Source organism: uncultured Psychrobacillus sp. (genome assembly GCF_938022135.1).
GTDB lineage: Bacteria > Bacillota > Bacilli > Bacillales_A > Planococcaceae > Psychrobacillus.
In genome coordinates this window covers 1-26,491 of sequence record NZ_CALIED010000076.1, presented here as the reverse complement: position 1 = coordinate 26,491, position 26,491 = coordinate 1, and the positions used below count along the sequence as shown (strand labels likewise).

22 protein-coding genes, 1 pseudogene and 1 other annotated feature are annotated in these 26,491 nt (G+C 37.1%); of the genes and pseudogenes, 10 read left to right on the top strand and 13 right to left on the bottom strand.

Annotated features, from left to right (window positions below):
• Positions 1-28 precede the first annotated feature (28 nt).
• Together Q0371_RS15540 and Q0371_RS15535 are read left to right on the top strand one after the other, a co-directional pair.
• Entirely contained in the window at positions 29-1,345 is a 1,317-nt protein-coding gene (locus Q0371_RS15540; RefSeq protein WP_298472647.1) for a dihydrolipoamide acetyltransferase family protein, read from the top strand.
• 394 nt (positions 1,346-1,739) lie between these two features.
• Entirely contained in the window at positions 1,740-2,732 is a 993-nt protein-coding gene (locus Q0371_RS15535; protein ID WP_298472644.1) for an LLM class flavin-dependent oxidoreductase, read from the top strand.
• Between the two features lie 84 nt (positions 2,733-2,816).
• On the opposite strand, the gene Q0371_RS15530 is transcribed toward Q0371_RS15535, so the two are convergent.
• Positions 2,817-3,215 carry a CPBP family intramembrane glutamic endopeptidase gene (locus tag Q0371_RS15530; protein WP_298472641.1) on the bottom strand — a complete coding sequence of 133 codons (399 nt, stop codon included), beginning with the start codon at positions 3,213-3,215 and terminating at the stop codon, positions 2,817-2,819.
• 459 nt (positions 3,216-3,674) lie between these two features.
• Between Q0371_RS15530 and Q0371_RS15525 the strand changes: the two genes are divergently transcribed.
• Positions 3,675-4,034 (top strand): YolD-like family protein, encoded by a 360-nt coding sequence (locus Q0371_RS15525; protein WP_298472639.1) that lies wholly within the window; start codon positions 3,675-3,677, stop codon positions 4,032-4,034.
• A 130-nt stretch (positions 4,035-4,164) separates the two neighbouring features.
• Here the strand turns inward: Q0371_RS15525 and Q0371_RS15520 are convergent, their stop codons facing one another.
• The gene (locus Q0371_RS15520) at positions 4,165-5,046 is read right to left on the bottom strand and encodes a LysR family transcriptional regulator (protein ID WP_251556920.1); all 882 of its coding nucleotides are present in this window, start codon (positions 5,044-5,046) and stop codon (positions 4,165-4,167) included.
• A gap of 103 nt (positions 5,047-5,149) precedes the next feature.
• On the opposite strand from Q0371_RS15520, the gene Q0371_RS15515 reads away from it, so the two are divergent.
• From Q0371_RS15515 to metG, 7 genes are all read left to right on the top strand, one after another.
• On the top strand, positions 5,150-6,220 hold the full coding sequence (locus tag Q0371_RS15515) for a citrate/2-methylcitrate synthase (protein WP_298472635.1): 1,071 nt from the start codon (positions 5,150-5,152) through the stop codon (positions 6,218-6,220).
• Between the two features lie 221 nt (positions 6,221-6,441).
• Positions 6,442-7,194 carry an SDR family oxidoreductase gene (locus Q0371_RS15510; protein ID WP_298472633.1) on the top strand — a complete coding sequence of 251 codons (753 nt, stop codon included), beginning with the start codon at positions 6,442-6,444 and terminating at the stop codon, positions 7,192-7,194.
• A gap of 98 nt (positions 7,195-7,292) precedes the next feature.
• The gene (locus Q0371_RS15505; RefSeq protein ID WP_298472630.1) at positions 7,293-8,228 is read left to right on the top strand and encodes a DUF2268 domain-containing putative Zn-dependent protease; all 936 of its coding nucleotides are present in this window, start codon (positions 7,293-7,295) and stop codon (positions 8,226-8,228) included.
• Between the two features lie 100 nt (positions 8,229-8,328).
• Positions 8,329-9,198, top strand: a complete 870-nt coding sequence (locus Q0371_RS15500) for a serine/threonine protein kinase (RefSeq protein ID WP_298472627.1) — start codon at positions 8,329-8,331, stop codon at positions 9,196-9,198.
• A 430-nt stretch (positions 9,199-9,628) separates the two neighbouring features.
• A complete protein-coding gene (locus Q0371_RS15495) occupies positions 9,629-10,981 on the top strand; it encodes an amidohydrolase family protein (protein WP_169358164.1) in 1,353 nt (450 codons plus the stop codon).
• Positions 10,982-11,187: 206 nt separating this feature from the next.
• Positions 11,188-13,782 carry a cation-translocating P-type ATPase gene (locus Q0371_RS15490; RefSeq protein ID WP_298472623.1) on the top strand — a complete coding sequence of 865 codons (2,595 nt, stop codon included), beginning with the start codon at positions 11,188-11,190 and terminating at the stop codon, positions 13,780-13,782.
• Positions 13,783-13,826: 44 nt separating this feature from the next.
• Positions 13,827-14,083, top strand: a binding site (T-box leader).
• Positions 14,084-14,137: 54 nt separating this feature from the next.
• A complete protein-coding gene (metG, locus tag Q0371_RS15485) occupies positions 14,138-15,835 on the top strand; it encodes a methionine--tRNA ligase (RefSeq protein WP_298472620.1) in 1,698 nt (565 codons plus the stop codon).
• A 366-nt stretch (positions 15,836-16,201) separates the two neighbouring features.
• Here metG and Q0371_RS15480 read toward each other — a convergent pair whose 3' ends face one another.
• From Q0371_RS15480 to nusA, 11 genes and pseudogenes are all read right to left on the bottom strand, one after another.
• A complete protein-coding gene (locus tag Q0371_RS15480; protein WP_169358637.1) occupies positions 16,202-17,431 on the bottom strand; it encodes a pitrilysin family protein in 1,230 nt (409 codons plus the stop codon).
• Between the two features lie 229 nt (positions 17,432-17,660).
• Entirely contained in the window at positions 17,661-19,778 is a 2,118-nt protein-coding gene (gene pnp / locus Q0371_RS15475; RefSeq protein WP_169358636.1) for a polyribonucleotide nucleotidyltransferase, read from the bottom strand.
• A 338-nt stretch (positions 19,779-20,116) separates the two neighbouring features.
• Positions 20,117-20,386 carry a 30S ribosomal protein S15 gene (gene rpsO / locus Q0371_RS15470; RefSeq protein ID WP_169358635.1) on the bottom strand — a complete coding sequence of 90 codons (270 nt, stop codon included), beginning with the start codon at positions 20,384-20,386 and terminating at the stop codon, positions 20,117-20,119.
• Positions 20,387-20,576: 190 nt separating this feature from the next.
• Entirely contained in the window at positions 20,577-21,521 is a 945-nt protein-coding gene (ribF, locus tag Q0371_RS15465) for a riboflavin biosynthesis protein RibF (RefSeq protein WP_298472617.1), read from the bottom strand.
• Between the two features lies 1 nt (position 21,522).
• Complete coding sequence (truB, locus tag Q0371_RS15460; RefSeq protein WP_298472911.1) at positions 21,523-22,443, bottom strand: tRNA pseudouridine(55) synthase TruB; 921 nt, start codon at positions 22,441-22,443, stop codon at positions 21,523-21,525.
• A 73-nt stretch (positions 22,444-22,516) separates the two neighbouring features.
• Positions 22,517-22,864, bottom strand: a complete 348-nt coding sequence (rbfA, locus tag Q0371_RS15455) for a 30S ribosome-binding factor RbfA (RefSeq protein WP_298472615.1) — start codon at positions 22,862-22,864, stop codon at positions 22,517-22,519.
• A gap of 21 nt (positions 22,865-22,885) precedes the next feature.
• Positions 22,886-23,164, bottom strand: a complete 279-nt coding sequence (locus tag Q0371_RS15450; protein WP_251552888.1) for a DUF503 family protein — start codon at positions 23,162-23,164, stop codon at positions 22,886-22,888.
• Positions 23,164-25,593, bottom strand: coding sequence for a translation initiation factor IF-2 (gene infB / locus Q0371_RS15445; RefSeq protein WP_169358631.1), 2,430 nt, complete (start codon positions 25,591-25,593; stop codon positions 23,164-23,166). The genes Q0371_RS15450 and infB overlap by 1 nt, the downstream gene beginning before the upstream one ends.
• A gap of 4 nt (positions 25,594-25,597) precedes the next feature.
• Positions 25,598-25,918: a YlxQ family RNA-binding protein gene (locus Q0371_RS15440; protein WP_169358630.1), complete on the bottom strand. Its 321-nt coding sequence runs from the start codon at positions 25,916-25,918 to the stop codon at positions 25,598-25,600.
• Positions 25,915-26,193 (bottom strand): YlxR family protein, encoded by a 279-nt coding sequence (locus tag Q0371_RS15435; RefSeq protein ID WP_251552889.1) that lies wholly within the window; start codon positions 26,191-26,193, stop codon positions 25,915-25,917. The genes Q0371_RS15440 and Q0371_RS15435 overlap by 4 nt, the downstream gene beginning before the upstream one ends.
• 20 nt (positions 26,194-26,213) lie before the next feature.
• Positions 26,214-26,491 (bottom strand): annotated as a pseudogene (gene nusA / locus Q0371_RS15430) (transcription termination/antitermination protein NusA); the annotation flags it as partial.

Genomic DNA, 26,491 nt, shown 5'->3' with positions numbered 1-26,491 from the left:
AAATTTGATCTATAAAGGAGGAACCCATATGGCACTAGAACAAATTAAAATGCCTCAGCTTGGGGAAAGTGTAACCGAGGGGACAATCGAAAAATGGTTAGTAAAACCAGGCGATCATGTCAATAAGTATGACGCACTTGCTGAGGTTAATACAGATAAAGTTACTGCAGAAGTACCTTCTTCCTTCACGGGAGTTATTAAAGAACTAATTGCCAATGAAGGAGATACACTTGCAGTAGGAGAAATCGTTTGTACGATTGAAACAGAAGGAGGCTCTTCTGAAGAAATCGTAGAGGTAAAGGAAGCTGCGCCTGAAGAACCAACTGCTGAAACGGTTAAACCTGCTGAGGTGAATAAGCATGCACAGTCAGCGCCAGCAGACCGTGCAAAAGGAGCAAAAGCTCGTTACTCACCTGCAGTTCTTAAACTTTCACAGGAGCATGATATCGACCTTTCTTTAGTCACAGGTACTGGTAATGAAGGTAGAATTACTCGTAAAGATTTACTTAAAATAATAGAAAGTGGAGACATTCCACAAGCAGCTCCAGCTAGCGAGGCTAAGGTGGAGGAAAAAGCGGCTATAGCTTCTGCTCCTACTAACACTCAAACAAAGCCAGCTGCTATTAATGTCCCAGTCGGAGCAGGTGACATCGAAATTCCAGTAACTGGTGTCCGTAAAGCAATTGCTGCAAATATGCTTCGTAGTAAGCATGAGGCACCTCACGCTTGGACGATGATTGAAGTAGATGTGACGAACCTAGTACAGTACCGTGATTCGATTAAAAATGAATTTAAACAAAAAGAAGGCTTTAATGTTACTTATTTTGCATTCTTTGTGAAAGCAGTTGCACAAGCATTAAAAGAATTTCCAATGATGAATTCTATGTGGGCTGGCGACAAAATTATCCAAAAGAAAGACATCAATATTTCAATTGCAGTTGCAACAGATGATGCCTTATTTGTTCCGGTAATTAAGCATGCAGACGAAAAGACGATTAAAGGCATTGCTCGAGAAGTAATGGAGCTAGCTGGAAAAGTCCGCTCTGGTAAGCTAAAATCTGATGAAATGCAAGGCGGTACCTTCACTGTAAACAATACAGGTTCATTTGGCTCTGTTCAGTCGATGGGGATCATTAACTATCCACAAGCAGCAATTCTTCAGGTAGAATCTATTGTAAAACGACCAGTAATTATGGAGGGCGGCATGATTGCAGCTAGAGATATGGTGAATCTATGCTTATCTCTTGATCATCGTGTATTAGATGGCCTAGTTTGTGGTCGTTTCTTGGCTCGTGTAAAAGAAATATTAGAAAACATTTCGAAAGAAAATACTTCAGTATACTAAAATACACCTAGAGCTAGCAATAGGTGTCCAAAAATTAGATATAAATTGAGGGATGGTCTCGAGTGAGTGTTGACCGACCGATTTTTCGGGGTGACCGACCGATTATTCAGGGTGACCGACCGATTATCGGCTCGAACCAACCGATTATGTGTAAAAACCGACCGATTCCAATAAAAAAGTCCGCCAAGGTGGGCTTTTTTATCTGTTTAGGTGACACTTTCTTACCTGTAGGTGCGTGTCCGCTCTTTAGGTGTGGGGAGTCTCTTTTAAAGAGGCTCCCCTTATTATCTATTTAGGAAATTCCAAGACCCTTTCGTTTACTTTTTCTTACTATTTCTATAGCATTTAAATAGAAAGTAGAGAATGTATTGCAAACGAAGGAGCGAATATATATATGAAATTAAGTGTCTTAGATCAAGCACCGATCACTAAAGGAAATAATGCAATAGATGCATTGAAAAAAGCAGAAGAACTAGCAATTTTAGCTGATGAGCTCGGCTATCACCGAATGTGGATGGCGGAGCATCACGGAACAAGTGCTTTTGCAAGCTCAGCTCCAGAAATTATTGCTGCTCAACTTGCTGCGAAAACGACTAATCTTCGAATTGGAACGGGTGGAGTAATGATGATGCATTACTCAGCGCTGAAGCTGGCGGAGGTATTTAAAACATTAAGTGCTTTTTCTCCAGGAAGAATTGACTTTGGAGTAGGACGTGCCCCGGGCGGGGACAACTATGCGATGTACGCTCTTTCAGAAGGACGTCCGCCTATGGTGAATAATTTATACGAAAAGTTAGGGACAGCACTGGAGCTTTTAAATGATGAGATACCTGAGGACAGTGTCTATAATAGAACTATTGCATCACCATCGAACGTCGTACTTCCTGAAGCATGGCTACTTGGATCTACTGGGAACAGTGCGATTAAGGCTGGACAAATGGGACTAGGTTATTCATTTGCTCAATTCTTCCAGGGTGGGATGACTCCAACAATTTTAGATGCTTATCGTTCGAATTTTAAACCTTCAGCCTTTATGGAAAAGCCAGAAATCAATGTAACCTATTTAGTAACTGTTGCAGAAACTAAGGAAGAGGCGGAATTTGAGGCGCTACCTCAAGATATTTCTAGACTTTCACTTATGAAAGGACAGATTAGCCAGCTTATGACACCGGAAGAGGCACAAAATTATCCTTTAACCGAAATGGATCGGATGATGATTCAAGAAAACCGCAAAATCCACTTAGTAGGATCTGCAAAAGAAGTAGCTAACACTCTTCAAGAGGAGCAGGCACATTATGGCTTTGATGAAGTGATGATTTGTAGTATTCCACACTCTCAACAAAAGCGACTAGATGTTTACCGATTGCTAGCAAAAGAATTAATGTAGTGTATTTATTCGAGGCTCTGCTATATGCAGGGCCTTTTTTAATTTACTCCCTTTTGAATTGCTATATTAAAATGCGCCAATCAATTAAAAGAAAAGAAATAGCTTTCCAGTATATAAGTTCCAGGTTGAATGAATAGCCGTGGAGGGTATGACAGACTTAGTTTTTATAGTAATACAAGCTAATAAAATCCCTGCAATAAGTGAAAGGAATAGGTAGGCAGGATGGAAAAGAGAAAAAAGTATTGAAGTTAAAACTACAGCCCATACAGGCTTCACCACTTTCAATAGAGCAAATAGTAGTACCCCTCTAAAAAGAAGCTCCTCCCAAATTGGAGCTAAGATGACAGCATCTATTAAGGAAAGTTGGTTGGGACCCTCAAGCCAACCATTTTTATAATTAACGATAAGACTTCGGTCCATTAGAATTTCATAATGAACGCTTAACTTTAATATTAGGTAGGGGATCATAATTCCTACTAACATATATAGATATGTCCAAGAACTTTTAAATGGCTTGAAGTTTATTAAAGGTACAATTAAATTTCTAACCGAACTAAAACTAATGGATAATAAAATGAAAATAGTAAACCAAATAAATGTACCAAATCCGTTAAAAAGTTGATTATTAAAATAACTCACTCCATATCCTGTTAGCATAAGTAAAATGCATACACAAAATTATTTAATGTATTACTATTTTTGTTAGTTGCAATCATCTTGATCTCCCTCTCTGTAATATAGAACCTACTATAAATTTAACATAAATATCCATTTTAAAAAACATTAATAATAATATTGCTGGCAATAATGGCGACTTTTTATTAAGCAATTACTTTCTTAAGGATAACTATTATGTAAAGGGTTTTCATGCCTAGGTATAAATTGGCGGTTGTATTAAGAACGTGTGTTCTGTATAATAGTCAAAAAAGAAAGGTGATGGAGATGACTAATTTCGAGGAGTTTGATTTATCTAAAATACGTGATAGAGGCTCAAAAAAATGGGTGGCCATGATGTTGCCAGAACATGTAACAATGCTGAGAGACTATCATGAGGAGATAAAAAAAGTTCCACGCCCAGATCTAAACGAATTCGACTACGAGGCAATTCAGGAACAAATAGAAATTGCTATGAAAAGAAATGTAGATATAAAAGTTAAACGTTGGAAGGATGGAGAATTTTTATATCATCGTGGAACGATTCAATGGATTGATTTAAATAGGCGTGTTCTTGAGTTAGACGATCCCTATCGTTTTTATGAAATAAAGATTGATGAAATAGTTGATGTCACTATTCTAGAGTAATTGTAGATAAAAGATGCTGATGTAGGTAATCAATAAAACAAAAACGTAAAAAACAGCAACTTTTTTACGTTTTTGTTTTGATTTGAAAGTGAAAGTATGAAGAAAGTTCCTGCTCATACATATGCTTATTTTACCCAAAATAATATTTGGAAATTTGGGATATAAACTCTTCTTCGAGCACCCCCTTCTTTTTAACAATTATAAATGTAGAAACTGTAGGCAGTTCAAACAAATCAAAATGTGGTTGCATCATCTTTCCCTCGATTAATTCTCGTCTCACAATAGAGTGAGGAAGAAAGGATATACCGAGTCCTTCTTGTATAAAGCGTTTAGTTATGTGTGCCTGCGTAACCTTCATCGTTCTTAATCCAACTACATGCTTATTCAGCTTTAATAACAGTTCATCCCAAAACACAGGATGATGGTGTGTAAAAAGATAATTTTTTTGAAGAATATCCTTAATATCTATTGGGGGTCCATTTTCTTCATCAAAACCATCGTATGGCATTAAAAATAGAATAGGATCCTCATAAATAGAAATAGATTCTATATTTTTTTTCTGAGAATCAATTGCTGATATTCCTATATTTACTTCACCTGTATCTACTAAATCCTCAATTAGATTGGATTCCTCTACCCGAATATTTATCTCTAAGTCTGGATGACGCTTTAAGAAAGTCTTTAAAAAGTAAGGGAGGATTGTCTCTGCCATAAGCGGAGAAATGGCAATAGTCCATTTTCGTCGATACCCTTGTGCGAATGCACGTACATTGTTGACGCTATGATCTGTTTGTTGGACAAGCCGCATAGCTTCTGGAAGAAAAAATTTACCAGCGTCTGAAAGAGAAACACGATTGTTTACTCGATCGAAAAGAGGGGTACCTAAATATTCTTCAAGCAATTTAATATGGACAGTTACACTAGGCTGAGAAACCATTAATTTTTCAGAGGCTTTTCGAAAGTTTAATGTTTCTGCTGCTACACAAAATGTTTTTAACCAATGGTATTCCATATATACACCCACTCAATTAATTTTTTTAATTAATATAATTATATATATTTAATTTTTATTATCAATGTTTTGAAATATAATAAAGAAAAAGGAGGCGTTTCGTATGTTTCAAAAGGGACTAAAGGATGTAGTTGCCGTTCATACAAAAATTGCATCAGTTGACGGGGAGAAGGGTGAGCTTAGATACCGAGGTGTGAAGGTAGATGAGCTTATAAATGAAGGGACATTTGAAGATATCGCAAGCTTTTTATGGTCAGGGGAAAGAGCAAATACAAGTTTGGCATCATTAAAAGAATATAGAGTGTTACCAAATCATATAATCGCCATTATTGATGCTCTTCCAAGCGATGTTTCTTTAATGGATGCCATGAGAACAGCAATATCTGCCTTTGCACATACAGAATTTAAGGAAAAAACGCTAGAGGAGCAGGCAGTAATTTTAACGGCTGCATTGCCAGTTATTATTGCAAGGCATTACCGAAATCAAAAAGGATTACCGATAGTTGAACCTAAACAAGAGCTTAACCATACAGCAAACTATTTATGGATGTTAAATGGGGCAGTGCCAACAGATGTGCAAGTTGAAGCACTTGAAACTTATTTAAAGCTGACGATGGAGCATGGTTTGAATGCATCGACATTTGCTGCTCGAGTAACTATTTCAACCGAGTCAGACTTAACTGCAGCAGTAACATCAGCATTAGGAACAATGAAGGGACCATTGCATGGTGGTGCGCCTTCTGGAGTAATTTCACTACTCAATGAGTTTAAAAATCCTACAATGATTAGAGATATTGTAAGAGACAAGATTACGAGCGGTGAAAAAATTATGGGCTTTGGTCACCGCATCTATAAAACTGAAGACCCTCGATCTATTTTACTGAGAGATAAATGCCTTAATCTACAAGGGAAAGATCCTTGGCTAGACATAGCGACTATAGCTGAAAAGGAGATTATTGAGTTACTAGCAGAACATAAGCCGGGGCGCAAATTATACACAAATGTAGAATACTATGCTGCAGCGATTATGCGTTCTATTGACATGCCAGCGGAACTATTTACACCAACATTTAGTGCAGCAAGAATGGTTGGATGGACAGCACACGCAATTGAGCAAATTAGAGACAATACTATTTTCCGCCCACAATCAATTTATGTAGGGGAACTAAAATAAGTAAGAAACGTGGAGGTTCTTGACAGCTGTCAGGAACCTTTTTTATTTTGCATAAGAATAAATTAGTAAGTTCTTACAGTAAATAGTATAAAATGCATATTAATTTTGACTATTCTGATATAAAATGATAGGAGACATTTTATAAGAGGGAGGTTATAAATTTGTGAACCTCTTATTTTATTTATAAGTAACTATCTATTTGCTTTATATTCACAAGGGGGATGCAGATGATTAAAAAAATAGCAATAGTAACAGGAGCAAGTAATCATAGAGACATTGGGACTGCTATCTGTCGAAAATTAGCCTCTAAAGGAATGGATATATTCTTTACCTATTGGAAAGCGGAAAGTGAATGGATCCAACAATTTAAACAAGAAATAAACAACTTAGGTGTCCGTTGTGTAGGTATGGATATTGATTTATCTGCAACCGAGGCTTACGCACTTGTCCTTGATGCAGTAGAGAAACAACTAGGTACACCTTCTATCCTAGTTAACAATGCGGCTCATTCCACAAACGATGGATACTTGAATTTGGATAGCAAGACGATAGATGATCATTATGCAGTTAACATGAGAACAGTATTTCTGTTAAGTGTAGAATTTGCCAAGCGCTTCGAAAACAGTGAATTAAGAAGCGGAAGAATTATAAATATGACATCAGGTCAAGAGCTAGGCCCGATGCCCGGCGAGCTTGCCTACGCAGCAACCAAAGCTGCTATAACAGCTTTTACAAAATCATTATCGACTGAAGTTGCACCATTAGGAATAACAGTAAATGCTGTTAATCCAGGACCGACTGATTCTACCTGGATGACGGATGAAATAAGAGAACATCTATTACCGAAATTTCCAATGGGGCGAATCGGTCAACCAAAAGATGTTGCAGAGAGTGTAGCCTTCCTGGCAAGTGATGAAGCGGCTTGGATTACTGGCCAAATTATTCATTCTGAGGGTGGATTTGTACGTGGCTAGTCGTCAAGAAGAATCCAATGTATAGCGTTTAATGGATGGCCCGATAAAATTGTGTTAAAGATCTATTTCATTTTCATCAACTTTACTGGGGGAAATTAATGATTAACTATTGGAGAATGTTTATATTTGTAGTTATCTCTCTTCTTTTGTTTGGATGTAACGAAGATTTGGAAAAACCAGAAATATTGCTGGATGAAAATCCTGTGATTTTAGAGCACAACGGTCAGCAATTTGAATTATACAAATTTTATGATGAATACGAGAACTTTATCGAGAAGGCAGAAAAAGAACCAGATAATATAAAAGTATTATTTCAGCAAGAAGTCATGAAAGCCTTCGGTGAAAGCACAAACCATACAGTTTCTTTATATGAAGAAATATCAGAACCCACAAAGATAGATGAAGTTAGGGAATATCTTACGCAATTGAGAGAACAAGAAGATGATATAGACAGATGGATTAAAGAAGCTCTAGAGGATTCGGGAGACAAGCTCCCAGGAGAAGACAAGAAAGTTTATATATTTCCTTCCTTTAGTGAGGAAGTTTCTTTAAAAGAATTAGAATATGTGAGTGGATTAGCGATAGATAAAGAAGGTTTTATTTTAATGATAAATCCTCTTTTTACAGAGCGCTCTCTAAAGTATACCGTGGCACATGAATATCATCATACGGTTGCAATGGAAAGTGGCCGTGCTAAGACCTTGCTAGAGCGAAGTGTGTTGGAGGGAAAGGCAGATACGTTTGCAAAAATCATTTATCCAGAAATGGAACCAGCTTGGCTACAGCCTCTTTCCGGTTATTATAAGGAGCATGGGTGGGAGGTTTTCATGGAAAACTTGAACTCCGAGGAATCAGAAATATGGAATTTCCTTTTCATTGGTAATCATTTTAAAGGGATAGCTAAATGGACTAATTACAAGATTGGTTATGAGATTATGCAAAACTTTTTGAAAGAAAACCGTGACGTTTCAATAGGGGAATGGACCAAAATGTCAGCACAAGACATACTAGCTAAGAGTCAATATACGGACTAAAGAGAGCGTAGGAGATTACCATGAATTTACTTTCTCAACTTACAAATCCGAGAACTTTTTAAAAACGTGAATTTGAATTTCTTATGGAAGGAGAACGAAAATGAGATATGCACAATCATTAGTGTTAGACGGTGTGTCCTTTCAGTTAAAAGAACATCATGATTTTAAATGGCTGAACGATTTTGGAGAGGTTTTTTGTGTCTTTGATCGGCAAGATTCAGGTAATATCTCATTTGGTGTACAGAAGGGGAATGTGAAAAGGTTTATAAAATATGCTGGTGCTCAAACTATAAACTATGCGGGAGATCCTAAAGAAGCCATTAAAAAACTCAAAAATGCAAAGGATGTGTATAAAGAGTTAGAACATCCTTACCTAGTTAAACTAGTGGATCATTTAGAGCTCCGGGAAGGGTTTGTACTAGTATTCGAATGGTTTGATGGATTAAATATACAAAAAAATGTTGAACTAAATTCTGCTTGTCAGAGATTTAAAAAACTTCCACTTGAATTACGCTTACAATCTCTTTCAACTATTTTTGAATTTCACGTTCATGTAGAAAAAAATAATTATGTAGCGATAGACTTTTACGATGGAAGCATCTTATATGACTTTAAACAAAATATAACTAAAATATGTGACGTGGATCTATACCAAGTAAAACCGTTTTATAACCAAGTAGGAAGGCTTTGGGGCTCTTCCAGGTTTATGTCACCAGAAGAGTTTACCATTGCATCCGAAATTGATGGTCAATCCAATGTTTTCAATATGGGAGCCATGGCATTCGCTTTAGTTGGTGGAGCTCTTGACCGTTCCTATGATACGTGGGAAGCAGGGAGAGAATTATATCAGGTCGCTAAGAAAGCAGTGGAAAAGAATAGAAATAATCGTTATGCATCAGTAATAGATTTCTATACGGAATGGAAGTTTTACGTAGAGGAATATGGTACTGATCCTCCCCAAAAAGTGTAATAGCTGTAACCTGGATTTAAAAGTATAGAGCGTGCCTCTTGCATAGTTACTGCAAGAGGCATTTTTGTTTACACTTTTTCCGTATGATAGAAATGAATCAGTTTCTAGAAAATTATATTTTTGTATCTAAAAGGAATAAGAACTAGCTAGATAGAATAATAAAAGTAGCTTATGCTCATCCAATTAACTTTCTAGGTTAGTTAATGCATAACTTCTAAAAAAGAATATTTGATTAGCAAACTATTTAATGAAATTAATGAGATTATAAACAAAAAAGAGTCTTTGTAACTGAAGCAAACACCGTGTTTGAAAAAGAGAGAAATCGGGGAAATAGAAAGATGAGACCTTTTGAAACATAAGAAAAAATCAAAGATAATTATCACAACTATTTTATATCTTACCTATACCTGGGAGAAAAGGACAGAGCGCCATGGAGAATGCAGTATTATTATTAAAAAATGTTAATGTAGTAGATGTAATTACTGGGAAAATTACTTATTCACATCTTCTTATCCAAAATGGCTATATTACTAGAATTTTTTCTGCCCACAAGCAGATTGGTAATATTCATAAAAAAGCGGTTATTTATGATTTGAAAAGAAAGTATGTAATACCAGGTTTAATTGATATGCACGTACATATGAAAAAGGATTATGCTCCTATTTTTACTGCAGCGGGCGTTACAACCGTTCGTAATACGGGCGGAAATGTTGGTGAATTAGAAAACCTAATACATGCGAATGACGGTGCACCAACACCAAGAGTTATTTCCTCAGATAGAATTATCGATGGACCACCTGGGTTGTGGGGTGAAAATAGTCCATGGAACATAAATGTAAATGATGCACAGAGTGCTAGAGCAGAGGTTAGAAGGCAGGTTGAAGCTGGTGCTGATTTCATTAAGGTGTATGGGTGGTTATCGAAAGAAATAATGGAAGTAGTCGTCGATGAAGCAAAAAAACATCAGAGAGAAGTCAGTTGTGATTTAATACATTCCGTAGATGTAACTGCAACGGATGCTGCTAAAATGGGTATTAAATGGAACGAGCATGCTTCAGGTATTTTAAAAGATCTTTTCCCAGAATGGACCATGCAAGCAAATGAAGACGTATGGAAGGATATTGACTGGGAGAATCCTGATGAGAAAAAGATTAGAGATGTTTGTAAAGTATTGGTGGAATATAATGTTGTGCTTTGTCCGACAATGGTTTTGTATGACCAAGCCAATTTAATGCGGAATTACTGGTATTCTGAAGAAAAGATAATGGACAAAATTAAAGAGAATTCGGTGTTAATGCAGCATTGGAGACGCTTTATTGAAAATACAAGTTCATTGAGTATATTAGGAATGCAACATACCTTTAACAAAGCTATTACCAAAGCTTATTTTGACTTAGGGGGCCTAGTGGTAGCTGGTACTGATACTCCTGCTGGTATTTTCACATTTCCTGGTATGGCGCTTCACAGAGAGCTAGAGCTATTCGTTAAAAATGGTCTATCTGAAATAGATGCGATAAGGACAGCTACAATAAATGCAGCAGATGCTCTTAATAGACAAGATATAGGAGTCATTCAAGAAGGAACAATTGCGGATATGGTAGTACTAGAAAAAAATCCTTTAAAAGACATACGTTGCACAAAAGAAATTCATAGTATTATTAAGGGAGGGACTGTATATACGCAAGATGAATTACTTGAAAAAGTTCCTGTGGAGGAGAATATTAAAAAATCTGTAGAGGAATTTATGAATAGTTTTCTAGATACCAATTACAAATCAGGCTAATCAAAAATAATAAGATAGAATCTTTGACAGGAGCGGCAATTACTAAAGCCTCTCCTGTTTTTATATGCATTAAAATCTCGTAAACTCGCATCATAATTGAAATCTATAATTTTTTGTGTACTAATCTCTTAAATTCACACATATATTCATATCTAAGTGATTTATTGGTATGTAATTATTTTAACTAATGAGTTTGGGGGAATCTAATGAATATCACAGCATACTACCAAAAATCAGTTCAAGAAGTGATGAAAGAGTTTGACGTTACTCAACAAGGGTTATCAGATTATGAAGTACGACAAAGACATAAAGAGAATGGCTTCAATGAATTAGAGGAAGGTAAAAGGAAAAATGCCATACAAGTATTTTTAGAGCAGTTTAATGATTTTCTAGTCATCATTTTAATAGTTGCTGCTGCTATTTCTGCTTTTTTAGGAGAATTAGAAAGTTCAATAGTTATTGTAATAGTAATTGTATTAAATGCAGTTTTAGGGACGGTACAACATATTAAAGCGGAAAAATCATTAGATAGCTTAAAAGAAATGGCCGCTCCTATAGCTAAGGTGCTGAGGAATGGAGAAGTTATAAAAATTCCATCCCGAGAGGTAGTGGTGGGAGACGTTCTCTATTTAGAAGTGGGAGATTATATTTGTGCAGATGGAAGAATGATGGAAAGCTATAGATTACAAGTAAATGAGAGTTCATTGACAGGTGAATCCGAAGCAATAGACAAAATTGAAGCTTTAATTGATAAAGAGGAGCTAGCAATTGGTGATAAGCGTAATATGGTCTTTTCAGGAAGTTTTGTTACGAATGGTAGAGGACGAGCTATAGTAACGTCCATTGGTATGGCGACTGAAATAGGCAAAATAGCTAATCTGTTACAAAATGCAAAAGAAAAGAAAACCCCCTTACAAATGAATTTGGATCACTTTGGAAAGAGATTGGCTATTGGCATTATCATTATATGCCTAATTATTTTGGGACTAGACATTCTTAGAGGCCGAGAGCTAGTAGATTCTTTCATGTTTGCGGTATCCTTAGCGGTAGCTGCTATTCCGGAAGCACTAAGTTCAATCGTCACCATAGTACTTGCATTTGGTACACAGAAAATGGCAAAAGAAAATGCTATTATTCGAAAATTACGAGCAGCTGAAAGTTTAGGGAGTATCTCTGTCATTTGCACTGACAAAACTGGAACGCTTACACAAAATAAAATGACAGTCCAGCATATGTACGTAAATGAGCAAACTCTAAAAGCTGACAGAGCTAATATCAACAACGCACTCCATAAAAATTTAATGAGCATGGCGTTGCTTTGTAATGATTCGATAAGTACTGAAGAAAAAGAAATTGGAGATCCAACAGAAATTGCCCTTTTGAATTGGAGTAAACTGTATAATTTTGATGAAGGGAACGTACGCCAACAATATTTCCGTGTAGGAGAAATGCCATTTGATTCTAATCGCAAGCTAATGAGTACGATTCATCGAATAAATAATCGATATATGATGATTACAAAAGGAGCAGTGGATGAGCTATTATCCCGAATAGTAAGAATGGAAACATCTACAGGCATTTCACCTATTAACATTGGGCAAATCGAAAGGATAAAACAAGCAAACCACCATTTTTCAAGCCAAGGTCTAAGAATCCTTGCGTTTGCTTATAAAGAAGTAGATTCCCCGATAGTAAACATGGAAATGGAGCAGGATCTCACGTTCATTGGATTAGTAGCTATGGTGGATCCCTTAAGACCAGAAACTAAACAAGCGGTAGAAGATTGTATTGCTGCAGGTATTAAGCCTGTTATGATTACTGGAGATCATAAGACTACCGCCACTGCTATAGCGAAAGAAATAGGGATAGTAGAAGGTCCTGATGAAGTGATGGAAGGGAAGGAAATAGAAAAATTATCGGATATAGAATTACAAGACATAGTCGAGAATGTCTCTGTATATGCACGAGTATCGCCTGAGCATAAAATTCGTATAGTAGAAGCTTGGCAAGAAAAAGGTCACGTTGTAGCGATGACTGGTGACGGTGTAAATGATGGTCCAGCATTGAAGCAAGCGGACATAGGGGTTGCAATGGGCATTACAGGTACAGAAGTTGCAAAGGATGCCTCTGCTATGATCTTGACTGATGATAATTTTTCAACCATAGTCAAAGCAGTTTCCAATGGGCGAAGTATTTACACGAACATTACCAATTCCATTATGTTTTTGCTATCTGGTAACACTGGGGCTATCCTAGTTGTACTTTATGCAACCATTCTTGCTTTACCTGCTCCCTTTTTACCGGTTCATCTATTATTTATAAACTTGCTGACGGATAGTTTACCTGCCATTGCAATTGGTTTAGAGCCACACAATAAAAAAGTAATGAAAGAAAAGCCAAGGGACATTAAGGAACCGCTTCTTAATAAGAAGTTTGCTATACAGGTTGGATTGGAAGGCTTCCTCATCGCAGCAGTAACAATTATCGCCTTTCAAATAGGTTTGGCGACTGGCGATACAATGGTCGCGACTACTATGGCGTTTGCAACCTTATGCTTGTCACGATTATTTCATGGCTTCAATTGCCGATCAAAAGAGTCCATATTTAAAATTGGATTGTTTTCGAATATAACTGTTTGGATAGCTTTTCTAATTGGTGTCATTCTTTTGAACCTAGTTTTGATATTCGAGCTGTTTGATGTTGCCGCAATTAGTCGCTCTCAACTAGCGATGATCTATGGATTGGCTTTCGTACCATTTATAGTTATTCAAATAGATAGATTTTTCCTTGCTAAAAAATAAATATTGATTTATGAGTGGAACATTTTGTATAATTCTAATAATATAAAAAGGCGTTGAAGAGGAAAAGTAGAGTGATGATGTTATATAGAGAGCTTCTGGTGGTGGAAATGAGGCAAGCTAGTCATTCGAACATGATCTCGGAGCTTCGTACTGAACGTTAAACAACTAGTAGGATACGACAAGAGTTGGCACTTGTTACCCATGTCAAAGTATAAAGGCTTTTTGCTATGTACTTATGGAGTCAAATGGTGTGAACCATTTGAGTATTAAGGTGGTACCACGAGATAACCTCGTCCTTATCGAAATTTCGATATGGATGAGGTTTTTTATTTTGGCTGAAGATATTTAAAACTTATTGGCTAAAAAACTTAATGAAGAAAAGGGGAGAATTAAAATGAACATTTTTATCGGAGGGGCATGGCCATATGCTAATGGATCCTTACATTTGGGTCACATTGCTGCCTTATTACCTGGCGACATTTTGGCGAGATATTATAGACAAAAGGGAGAGGAAGTATTGTATGTCTCTGGTAGCGACTGTAACGGTACTCCCATATCCATACGTGCTAATTCTGAAGGCGTTACAACGAAAGAAATAGCGGATAGATATCATAACGAGTTTAAAGAAACCTTTAATCGTCTGGGCTTTAGTTATGATATGTATACACGAACTGATAGTGATCATCATCATAAAGTGGTTAGGCAAATCTTTTTAGAGCTATGGAAGAATGGTTATATTTACGAAAAGGAAATTGAGCAAATCTATTGTGAGTCAGATAATCAGTTTTTACCTGACAGGTATGTGGAGGGGAGTTGCCCAAATTGCGGAAGCCGCGCAAGAGGGGACCAGTGTGATGCCTGCTCATTGATTTTAGACCCTATGGACTTAACGAATAGAAGCTGCAAGCTATGTGGAAATGAGCCGACAGTTAAAGCTACAAAGCATTTATATTTTCAACTAAGCAGCTTTCAGGAGCAGCTAGAGAATTATCTTACGTCTGCAAAAGCAAATCATGCGTGGCGAGAAAATGCAGTTCACCTGACCGAGCGATATTTAAATGAAGGCCTTCGAGATCGAGCGGCTTCAAGGGATCTGCCAAATGGGGTAAGTATACCTATCGAAGGATACGAGGAAAAGAAAGTGTATGTATGGATAGAGGCTGTTTCCGGTTATTACTCAGCGAGTAAGGAATGGGCGACTCTTAACCAAACGGATGAAAAAGAATTTTGGAATGAACAAACCATTTCCTATTATGTACATGGTAAAGATAACATCCCATTCCATACTGTTATATGGCCAGCGATACTTAAAGGTATTCGTCAAGAAACACTTCCAACTCATATCATTTCCAACGAGTATTTAACGTTGGAAAAGAGAAAATTTTCGACTAGTCAAAAATGGGCAGTATGGGCTCCTTATTTTGTAGAGAAATATCATCCTGACTCCTTAAGATACTTTCTAACAAGCAATGCCCCCGAAAATAGAGACTCTGATTTTTCGTGGAGAGAATTTATTCACAGCCATAATGGGGAGCTACTCGGAGCATATGGAAACTTTATCAATCGCACATTAAAATTCATTGAAAAGTCCTTTGAAGGAACAATTCCTGATCGAGCAATAAATACAGAAATAGAAGAATCCACTTTAAACTTATACAGTGTGGTTGGTCAATTAATCGAAGGGGGTCATTTTAAATTAGCAATAGATTCTATCTTTTCATATATTCGTGAAGCGAATAGATTTTTTGACGTGCAAAAGCCGTGGATACAAGTAAAGGAAGATAGGGAAAGCTGCCTGGATACACTGGCAAGTTGCGTTTATATCATTGGAAATGTTGCTCAACTATTATCACCGTTCCTTCCTTTCTCAAGTGAGGAAGTACGAAAAATATTAAAATTAGAAGAATTTCATTGGAAGCCAATAAAAGTAAAAGTAGATAACATAAGCAATATACAACCACTATTTGCAAGAATAGATCCTAGTACAATTCAAGAGGAAATTGATTATCTGGAAAAACAGTTAAAAAATGTATATGATAAAGGGTTGGGTTAATTTATGTGCAAAGAAATCTTAAATCAGAGAGTAGAATTGATTTCCGCGCCAGCCGGACGCTTTCCTCGGGGTGAGCGATAAGCCATCACCCATCGCTTACGCGCGTGGTTGTGATGTCTTATCTGTCTCACTCATCCCGTAGGAGTCGCCGTCTGGCGCTCCAATCAATAAATGGAGAACGGCTTTAATTTATTTAGTTCTATTTATAAATCACTCGTATAAACAAAGCCGTAAAAATGATTCAACACACTTCAAAAACTATTTATGAATAGTCATTTAAATTGTACAGTCGGAATAAAAGAAATGTTGAGTTAAAATCAACCAATAACTTTAACAAAGCTTTTAAAAAAATAAAAAAGACGTCGATTAACACTCGACGTCTTTAGGCATAATTACAGAAATAGCAGGCTTATGAGAGAATATTTCTTTTGTAAGGTCCATTACGGACTCCAAAGTAACTTCATCAATTGAATCGCTTACTTCATCTAATGAGCGATGCTTGCCATATAATAATTCATTTTTACCGTTTCTGTTCATTCTAGAGTTTGAGCTTTCCAGTCCTAACAAAAGGTTTCCTTTAAGCTGTTCTTTAGCGTTTGAAACTTCTGTCTCCGTAAAGCCGTGCTCCAAGACAGTTTGAATCGTTTCATTAATAGAGCTCTTTAATTCTTCTAATTGATTGCAAGAGGTTCCGCCATAAATGGCAACAACTCCCGTATCTTCATATGACGAATGATATGAGTAAATAGAATAGGCTAGCCCTTTTTCTTCTCGAATTTCTTGGAAAAGTCTTGAGGACATGCTTCCACCAAGTATATTATTCAACACTACAAGACTGTATATATTGTCCGCCTTCACACTAAGCCCAGGATAAGCTAAACATAAGTGGGCTTGCTCTGTATCTTTATGGCTTTCCGTATACACAGGTTTAATAACAGGTGTGCTAAATTGTGCCACCTCTAAGATTGGTTGCTTAAAATCACCAAACAATGACTCTATATAGCCTAATAGATCCTCAGAAATGTTTCCTGCTACTGAAATTACAATATTTTTCGGTGTGTAGTGTTTTTCCATATAAGATATGATGGATTCCCTTGTAAATGTATTTAATGTATCTTCGGTTCCTAATATAGGAGCACCTAAAGGATCATTTGGGAACATAGCCTGCCATAGATACTCATGTACGATATCATCAGGGGTATCTTCTACCATTTTGATTTCCTCTAATACTACTTGTCGTTCTTTATCTAATTCGATTGGATCGAATGTGGAGTTAAAAAACATATCTGAAAGTATTTCAACAGCATATTTTGCATGGTGATCGAGAACCTTTGCATAGTAGCAAGTATTTTCTTTTGAAGTAAAGGCGTTAATATTTCCACCAATTCGATCGAACTCTTCAGCGATTTGTCTTGCTGTTCTAGTATTAGTGCCTTTAAATAACATATGCTCAATAAAATGAGTTAACCCATTTTCCTCTGGCAATTCATACCTTGAACCAGCCTGAACCCATATGCCTACTGCAACAGATCGCACATGTGGAATATGCTCATGCACTATACGCAACCCATTCTTACACGTTTTCTTCTTTATCAATATAGCACCTCTATCTAATCTATTCATTTATTTTTTATTTGTAGCCCAAGCAGCCTTGCCCCTCGGGGTCAAATGGTTAAAAGCTCCGGTGGCTGAGGAACTGCCTCCTCGCTTTTTTCCATTTGCCTGTCGGGGCAGAGACAGGCGGTTGCGCTTTTCTTTAGTTATTTAAAAAAGTTGCCGTAGATTGGATCTACGGACAACCTTTTGTTTACGTATATTTTAATTATTAGTTATCTTGTTGTTCTGCGCGTTCTTTTTCTTCTTTAATTACTACTTTACGAGATAAGTTAACGCGGCCTTGGTTGTCGATTTCAATAACTTTTACTAAAAGCTCGTCGCCAAGTTTCAGAACGTCTTCTACGTTTTTCGTACGTTCTTCTTGAATTTCAGAGATATGAAGCAAGCCATCTTTACCGTTGAAGATTTCAACAAATGCACCGAATTTTTCAATACGTTTCACTTTTCCTAAGTAGTATTCTCCTACTTTAGCTACACGCACGATGTCTTCAATAATTTGTTTTGCACGAGCAATCATTTCTTCATCTGCTGAAGCGATATAAATTGTACCATCTTGCTCTGTATCAATTTTTACGCCAGTTTCATCAATGATTTTGTTAATTTGTTTACCACCCGGTCCGATAACATCACGGATTTTATCTGGATTAATTTTAATAACTGTAATTTTTGGTGCATATTTAGATAAGCTTTGGCGTGGCTCACCAATAGTAGCAAGCATACTTTCTAAAATTTGCATACGTCCAATTTTAGCTTGCTCAAGAGCTTCCTCTAAAATCGTTTTAGATAATCCGTCTATTTTGATATCCATTTGAAGTGCTGTAATCCCTTTAGAAGTACCTGCTACTTTAAAGTCCATATCCCCAAGGTGATCTTCCATTCCTTGAATATCAGTTAGGATTGTGTAATGCTCTCCTTTTTTAACAAGTCCCATTGCTATACCAGCAACTGGAGCTTTAAGTGGAACACCTGCATCCATCATAGCAAGGGTAGAAGCACAAATACTCGCTTGTGAAGTAGAACCATTTGATTCTAACACCTCAGCAACTAAGCGAAGTGTATACGGGAAATCATTTTCGTCTGGAATAACTGCTTCTAATGCACGTTCACCTAAGGCACCATGACCAATTTCACGACGGCCAGGAGCACGGATTGGACCAGTTTCACCCACACTGAATTGTGGGAAATTATAATGGTGCATAAAGCGTTTAGATTCCTCTAAGCCAATACCATCAATAATTTGCACATCACCAAGCGGTCCTAATGTACAAATACTCAAAGCTTGAGTTTGTCCACGTGTGAATAGACCAGAACCATGCGTACGAGGTAAAACGCCTACTTCAGAAGATAATGGACGAATTTCAGCTACACCACGACCATCTGGACGTACTTTTTCTTCTGTGATCAAGCGACGCACTTCTTCTTTAACCATAGCATCCAGAATTTCACGCACTTGTTTCAACGTTTCATCTGTTGCTTCTTTTTCTTTATATTGCTCTAACACTTCATTTTTCACTTCGGATATTGCATCTTCACGAGCATGCTTTTCTTGTACTTGGATAGCTTGTACTAGCTTAGCTTCGCATAGTTCTTTAATTTCACCAAAAAGTTCTTTATCTAGTTCAAATAAAGGTATGTCTTTTTTCTCTTTACCGATTTCTGCAACAATTTTTTCTTGGAATTCAATCAATTTTACGATTTCACTATGTCCAAACATAATTGCTTCTAAAACGACTTCCTCAGAAACTTCTTTAGCTCCTGCTTCTACCATGTTAATCGCATCTTTTGTTCCAGCTACAGTTAAATCTAAAATACTCTTTTCCATTTGGTCTACCGTTGGGTTAATGATGAACTCATCCCCAATTAGGCCTACCTGAACACCTGCAATCGGTCCATCAAACGGAATGTCGGATACACTTAGTGCTAAAGAAGAACCTAGCATTGCAGCCATCTCTGAAGAACAGTTTTGGTCTACTGACATAACAATAGAGATTACCTGAACTTCATTACGGAAGCCATCCGGGAATAATGGGCGAATTGGACGGTCGATTAAACGGCTTGTTAAAATCGCTCTTTCAGAAGGACGACCTTCACGCTTAATAAACCCACCAGGAATTTTACCAACGGCATATAATTTCTCTTCATAGTTCACTGTTAATGGAAAGAAATCTAAATTCTTTGGTTGTTTAGATGCAGTCGCTACGGATAATACGCTAGTATCACCATATCTTACTAGAACTGCCCCATTCGCTTGTTTTGCAAGTTGTCCAATTTCTACTTGCAATGGACGGCCTGCCCATTCGTGTGTAAATACTTTCTTTTCACTCATTAATCTGGACTCCTCTCAACTTCAAAAAACTTCTTTTTAATTAGCTATAATAAATTTTTCGACAATCCTAAGAAAGATTCCTTCTCATTAGAAGTGCACACTTTCATAAATCATCTACTATTTCTATACAACTTGAAATATAACGCAGTCTAATGTTTAGCGCGCTATAGTGGTTATATGTATCATAAGTAGTGTATCAAAAATATCGGAACTATGCGAAATATTTTACTAAAAAAACAGAAATTACTTGCTAATACTAATATATAATATTTTCCCTAATATATTAAAATTTATACCAATAGAAAAAGCGGGATAAATCCCGCTTTCCTAGGTGTATCTTATCGACGTAAACCAAGTTTTGCGATTAGTTCACGGTAACGTTGTACTTCGTTTTCACGTAAGTATTTTAATAAGTTACGACGACGTCCAACCATTTTGAATAGACCACGACGTGAGTGATGATCTTTCTTATGTGTACGTAAATGTTCGTTTAAAGAGTTAATCTCTTCTGTAAGGATTGCGATTTGAATATCTGCAGATCCTGTATCGCTTTCGTGAGTTCTGTACTCAGCGATTAGTTCGTTTTTGCGTTCTTGTGTAATTGCCATGTAGGTTTCCTCCTAATATTCTTAATATCCCCTGTTCCTGAGCAATCGTTGGAGAATCGAAAAAGCCAAGGAAAGGTTAAGTACATTTTGTACTTATAAAGAATAGCATAATCTGTTACGTGAAGCAACTTTTATAGACGCTTCTTCTCCAAATATAGTAGCAGTTTGTCTGAAGCAATTGGTTCAAAAATTATAATTTGAAGTAATCAATAGCAACTTGCTTATCCTTGCCGATTTGTTCTTTAAGCTCTACAATTCCACTGAATTTTTGCTCAGCACGTATGCGCTTGTACCAATGGACTGCCACTTCTTCACCATAAATAGATTGGTCAAAGTTAATGATATGTACTTCAATAGACAATTTTTTTTCATCCGGATTATTGAATGTAGGCTTATATCCTACATTACACACTCCCTCATACCATTGCTCCTGCACACGTATCTTCACTGCGTAAACACCTATAGCCGGTATAAACTGACCTTCTTTTGGTTGAATATTAGCAGTAGGGAAATCAATCGTTCTTCCGCGCTTATCACCATGTACCACTACGCCTGTAAGCATAAATGGGCGACCTAAAAGTTCTTTTGCGTCTTCCACATTACCTTCTTTAAGTGCTCCACGTATTCTGGTAGAACTAATTTTATCGCCTTCCATTTCTTGTTTACCTACTACAGAAACAGAGTACTCTCCAGCAGAAAGATCCGCCATATCCTTCATTGTCCCTTTACCAAAAGCACCAAAAGAAAAATCAAAGCCAGCTGTAACATGCTTTACATTAGCTCGTTTAATGAAAGATTCTATAAATTCAACTGGGGTTAGCTTTGCAAAGTCAGATGTAAATCTCACTACAAACAGTGTATCTACGTTCATTTGTTCCAGAATATCAATTTTCTGCTCCAAGGGAGTTATATAAAATACCTGTTCCTTCCTTCCACCTAAAACAAGAGAAGGATGTGGATCAAATGTCATTACAGCTGTTTTTAGATTCATTTCATTCCCTTTGTCCAAGGCTTCTTGAATGACAGCTCGATGACCTAAATGAACACCATCAAAAAAGCCGATTGCTAGGGAAAATTCTTCATTGTTCTTCATGTTATATAAATGGTTTGGATAAGATAAATGATAAACGTTCATATTATACTCCTTTTTCTGATGAAAACATTTTTTCTGGTTTCATCATACCATTTTTTGTTGGATGTTTAATATAAACTGCAACTGGTTGCCCTTCCTCTGTAAAAACAACTTTGTCATTGGTATTGAGGAGAGGATGTAATTCTAAGACGGCTCCATTCGCAATCCATTTCTTTAACGACTCATCCATTTCTTGAGATGGCCATTTCGCGAGTGCATGCTTAATAGGTAATATATTGTTATCCAATACATCCTCTTCCAAAGCTTCTTGTACCTCTTGAAGGGTTAAACAATGTGACTTAGTAAAGTTCCCTGATGCTGTACGAACAAGTGAAGACATATGTGCAGGATAACCTAAAAGTTCACCTATTTGTACTGCAAGTGTACGTATATATGTACCTTTACTGCAACCAATTTCTATTTGAAAGGAAATTTCTTGACCTGAAAAAAGATCATCTTCATCTAAAAGATTTAAATAATGTATAGTCACCTGTCTACTAGGTCGCTCTACCTCTTTACCTTCGCGGGCATATTCATATAACTTTTTACCATTCACTTTAACCGCAGAATACATTGGAGGAGTTTGAGTAATCTGTCCAGTCAGCTGTTGAAGGACACTTTTTATTTGATCAATAGAGAATTGTTTTTCACTTGAATCTACCTTTACTACGTCACCATCTGCATCCTCAGTAGTTGTAGATGATCCTATCGTTACAGTAGCTACATAGGTTTTTCCTTCATTCATTATATACTCGGATACTTTAGTAGCTTGACCAAGACAAATTGGCAATACACCTTCTACACTTGGATCTAATGTTCCTGTATGGCCAATCCGTTTCATCTTCAATATTTTGCGTAATTTAAAAACGCAGTCATGTGAGGTCATTCCTTTTTCTTTCCATAAAGGCAATATTCCTTCATACATCATGCTCACCCCATTTTTCAAAAATACACGAAAGAAGTCTGCTCAATTTAAGCAGACTTCTTTGTATTATGTGTTATTCCTCATTTGAAGATTGGTTAATCTGTCTTAATAGATTATCGATACGATTTCCATATGCTGCAGATTCATCAAACTCAAATAATAATTCTGGCGTTACACGTAATCTAATACGCTGTCCTATTTCCGAACGTATGAAGCCTTTAGCTTTTTCTAAAGCTCTTAAGGTATCGTTACGGTCTCCATCTAGTACGGTAATATAAATAGTCGCTTGTTGTAGGTCTCCTGTAACTGCTACATCTGTAACTGTTACAAATCCTATACGAGGATCCTTTAATTTACGTCCTATGATTTCACCTAACTCTTTTTTCATTTGTTCGGCAACTCGGTTCGCACGCATTGACATAATTGCTACACCTCATTTTCATCATAAATATTCTTTGTTGATTTCAATACATTCCCATTCAGGGTTAGATTCTAAAAACCTAATGGCCATCACTAGCTCGCGTTCGACCGCACGCTTGTCAGAAGCAATGGCAACTATTCCAACTTTGGTACGTTGCCACACATCCTGGTGATCTAACTCTGAAACAGAAACATTAAATTTTTGTTTGGTTCTAGTGAGCATACGTTGTAAAACTGCTCTTTTTTCTTTCAATGAATGTGCAGTAGGAATAAGAAATTCACACTCTGCATAGACAATCATTAGCGTTTAATTTCTTCCATAATGTAAGCTTCGATAATATCGTTTTCTTTTACATCATTAAAGTTTTTAATCGTTATCCCACACTCGTAGCCTTTTGCAACTTCTTTTGCATCGTCTTTAAAGCGTTTTAACGTATCTAATTCACCTTCAAAAATAACGATACCATCACGAATTACTCGCACTCCGCTATCACGTGTAATTTTACCTTCTGTTACATAGGATCCTGCGATAGTTCCTACTTTAGAAACTTTAAAGGTTTCACGAATCTCTGCTTGACCAATGATTTTCTCTTGGAATTCTGGATCCAATAGGCCTGTCATTGCAGCTTCGATTTCTTCAATTACTTTGTAGATAATACGGTGAAGACGAATATCAACACCCTCTTGTTCTGCTGCACGTTTAGCATTTGTATCTGGACGAACGTTAAATCCAATTACAATTGCATTGGAAGCAGCTGCAAGACTAATGTCTGATTCAGTAATTGCTCCTGCACCCGTGTGGATAATACGTACATTTACACCCTCAACTTCGATTTTCATAAGTGAAGCTGCCATCGCTTCCACAGTACCTTGAACGTCTGCTTTAACAATTAGGTTAAGTTCTTTCATTTCACCTTGTTTCATTTGATCAAACAAGTTATCTAATGTTACTCGTGATTTTTCAGAGCGTTGGCTCACTTGAGCATGAGAAGCACGCGTTTCCCCTACTTGACGAGCAGTTTTTTCATCTTCAAATACAACGAAACGGTCTCCTGCTTGTGGTACTTCGTTTAATCCTGTAATTTCCACAGGAGTAGAAGGACCTGCCTCTTTCACACGACGACCTAAATCATTGACCATTGCACGAACACGCCCAAAAGCATGCCCTACTACAATTGGATCTCCAACTTTTAATGTACCATCTTGAACTAATAACGTTGCAACAGAACCTCTACCTTTGTCTAATTGAGCTTCAATTACTGTTCCTAAAGCAAGACGTTTTGGGTTAGCTTTAAGCTCAGCAACCTCAGAAACAAGTAGAACCATTTCAAGTAGGTTGTCGATACCATCACCTTTTAAAGCAGAAATTGGTACGAAGATTGTGTCTCCACCCCATGCTTCTGGTACTAAACCGTGCTCTGTAAGCTCTTGCATTACGCGATCAGGATTAGCAGATGGTTTATCCATTTTGTTAACTGCTACGATAATTGGAACTTCAGCTGCTTTTGCATGGTTAATAGCTTCTACTGTTTGAGGCATTACACCATCATCAGCTGCTACTACTAAAATGGTCAAATCAGTTATTTTCGCTCCACGTGCGCGCATCGTTGTAAATGCAGCATGTCCTGGAGTATCTAAGAAAGTAATCTTTTTGCCATTGTCTACCACTTGGTATGCACCGATATGCTGAGTGATACCGCCGGCTTCTCCAGCAGTTACTTTTGTGTGTCTAATTGAATCTAGAAGAGTTGTTTTACCATGGTCAACGTGTCCCATGATTGTAACTACTGGTGGGCGTTCACCCATGTTAGCAGCATCTTCTTCAACAGGAGCTTCGAAATGAACTTCTAAATCGGTAATATCGATTTTAATTTCTTCTTCCACTTCTACACCGTAGTCTGCACAAATAAGTTCAATAGCATCCTTATCAAGTTCCTGGTTAATTGTTGCCATTACACCAAGTAAGAACAATTTTTTAATGATTTCTGCAGGCTCACGACCTAATTTTTTCGCTAGCTCTGTAACTGTAAGAGATTCCGTAAAGGTAATTCTTTCTGGAAGTTCTCTTTCTTTTCTAGGAACTGGTGGTTGAACAGGTGTAGTTGGTCCTTTTCTACGCTTGTTGAATCGGCCACCTGGTCTGTTTTGTCCACCTGGTCTGTTTTGGTTTTGGCCACCTGGACGATTTTGTCCACCTGGCTTGTTATTATTAGTAAAGGTTTTCTTTGGTTGATTGTTTGAACCTTGAGTATTAGAACCTTGAGTATTTGACTGACTTCCTGGTCTTTGCTGAGATTGACCAGCATTTGATGGACGTGATTGCCCTTGTGATGATGGTCTAGATTGATTTTGGTTATTTGGTCTTTGTTGACCTTGGGAAGCTGGTCTAGATTGGTTCTGATTACTTGGTCTTTGCTGTCCTTGTTGACCTTGTGAAGACGGTCTAGACTGGTTTTGGTTATTTGGTCTTTGCTGTCCTTGTGAAGCTGGTCTAGACTGGTTCTGATTACTTGGTCTTTGTCCTTGGTTAGCAGGTTTAGACTGTTGTGAATTAGAGTTGTTTCCAGCTCCACCTTTTTTATAAATGCCGTCTAATTTACTAACAGCATCTCCTTCAAGCGTAGACATATGATTCGTTACTGTTATATTCAACTTTCCTAGTTGCTCTATAACTTCTTTACTCGATTTATTAATTTGTTTCGCGTATTCATGAACTCTGATTTTAGTCATTAGCTCACCCCCGGTTATATTCGTTGAGAAGGCCGGACAGTTTTTTAGCGAAACCGTCATCCATAATGGCTATTGCCACTCTGGCCTCTTTTCCCGTCGCATGTCCGAGATCGTGCCGGTCTCCAAAGACATGCAGCTCAACGTTAAAAGATGCACATTTATCATTCAATTTTTTAGCAGTATTATGTGAAGCATCGTTAGCTAATATAACTAGCTTTGCTTTCTTACTTCTAATTTCTTTTACGACTAACTCTTCACCAGAAATCGTTTTTCTAGCTCTAGTGGCGAGTCCTAATAGTTGCGTAATTTGTTGTTCTATATTCATTTCAATTTTTCTCTTTCAATCATGACGATTAACTCGTCATATATTTCATTTGGAATGCTTGCTTCTAAATGATTACCTAAAGAATTCTTTTTCTTCGCTTGGTTAACAGCTTCTACGGTTTTAGAGACGTACGCACCACGACCAGATTTTTTTCCTGTCGGGTCCACGCTAACCTCGCCTTCCTTAGAACGAACTACTCGAATCATTTCTTTTTTAGGAAACATTTCTCCAGTAGCAACACATTTTCGTAATGGGATTTTTTTTTGAGTGGCCATACTAAATCAGCCTCCTATTCTTACTCTTCGTCTTTGTAAAAATCAAAATCATCCATATCATTTTCTAATTCTTCTACAATTAGCTGCGGAGAATTCTCGTTAGGATAAATTCCTAGCTCTCTAGCATCAGTTTCACTTTTAATATCAATTTTCCAGCCAGTTAGCTTAGCTGCAAGTCTTGCATTTTGGCCTCTTTTACCAATAGCTAGGGATAATTGATAATCTGGTACTACTACAGTAGTGGATTTTTCTTCTTCATTTACTTGAACATCTAAAACTTTCGAAGGACTAAGTGCAT

Excerpts from the sequence above, each read along its gene's own strand:
- Q0371_RS15520 (WP_251556920.1), bottom strand. The coding sequence starts at position 5,046 with ATGGAATACCATTGGTTAAAAACATTTTGTGTAGCAGCAGAAACATTA.
- rpsO (WP_169358635.1), bottom strand. The coding sequence starts at position 20,386 with ATGGCAATTACACAAGAACGCAAAAACGAACTAATCGCTGAGTACAGA.
- Q0371_RS15450 (WP_251552888.1), bottom strand. The coding sequence starts at position 23,164 with ATGATTGTCTATGCAGAGTGTGAATTTCTTATTCCTACTGCACATTCA.
- Q0371_RS15525 (WP_298472639.1), top strand. The coding sequence starts at position 3,675 with ATGACTAATTTCGAGGAGTTTGATTTATCTAAAATACGTGATAGAGGC.
- pnp (WP_169358636.1), bottom strand. The coding sequence starts at position 19,778 with ATGAGTGAAAAGAAAGTATTTACACACGAATGGGCAGGCCGTCCATTG.
- Q0371_RS15435 (WP_251552889.1), bottom strand. The coding sequence starts at position 26,193 with ATGGCCACTCAAAAAAAAATCCCATTACGAAAATGTGTTGCTACTGGA.
- infB (WP_169358631.1), bottom strand. The coding sequence starts at position 25,593 with ATGACTAAAATCAGAGTTCATGAATACGCGAAACAAATTAATAAATCG.
- Q0371_RS15440 (WP_169358630.1), bottom strand. The coding sequence starts at position 25,918 with ATGAATATAGAACAACAAATTACGCAACTATTAGGACTCGCCACTAGA.
- ribF (WP_298472617.1), bottom strand. The coding sequence starts at position 21,521 with ATGAACGTTTATCATTTATCTTATCCAAACCATTTATATAACATGAAG.
- truB (WP_298472911.1), bottom strand. The coding sequence starts at position 22,443 with ATGTATGAAGGAATATTGCCTTTATGGAAAGAAAAAGGAATGACCTCA.
- Q0371_RS15540 (WP_298472647.1), top strand. The coding sequence starts at position 29 with ATGGCACTAGAACAAATTAAAATGCCTCAGCTTGGGGAAAGTGTAACC.
- Q0371_RS15500 (WP_298472627.1), top strand. The coding sequence starts at position 8,329 with ATGAGATATGCACAATCATTAGTGTTAGACGGTGTGTCCTTTCAGTTA.
- Q0371_RS15490 (WP_298472623.1), top strand. The coding sequence starts at position 11,188 with ATGAATATCACAGCATACTACCAAAAATCAGTTCAAGAAGTGATGAAA.
- Q0371_RS15535 (WP_298472644.1), top strand. The coding sequence starts at position 1,740 with ATGAAATTAAGTGTCTTAGATCAAGCACCGATCACTAAAGGAAATAAT.
- Q0371_RS15530 (WP_298472641.1), bottom strand. The coding sequence starts at position 3,215 with ATGTTAGTAGGAATTATGATCCCCTACCTAATATTAAAGTTAAGCGTT.
- Q0371_RS15510 (WP_298472633.1), top strand. The coding sequence starts at position 6,442 with ATGCAGATGATTAAAAAAATAGCAATAGTAACAGGAGCAAGTAATCAT.
- rbfA (WP_298472615.1), bottom strand. The coding sequence starts at position 22,864 with ATGTCAATGCGTGCGAACCGAGTTGCCGAACAAATGAAAAAAGAGTTA.
- Q0371_RS15505 (WP_298472630.1), top strand. The coding sequence starts at position 7,293 with ATGATTAACTATTGGAGAATGTTTATATTTGTAGTTATCTCTCTTCTT.
- Q0371_RS15495 (WP_169358164.1), top strand. The coding sequence starts at position 9,629 with ATGGAGAATGCAGTATTATTATTAAAAAATGTTAATGTAGTAGATGTA.
- Q0371_RS15515 (WP_298472635.1), top strand. The coding sequence starts at position 5,150 with ATGTTTCAAAAGGGACTAAAGGATGTAGTTGCCGTTCATACAAAAATT.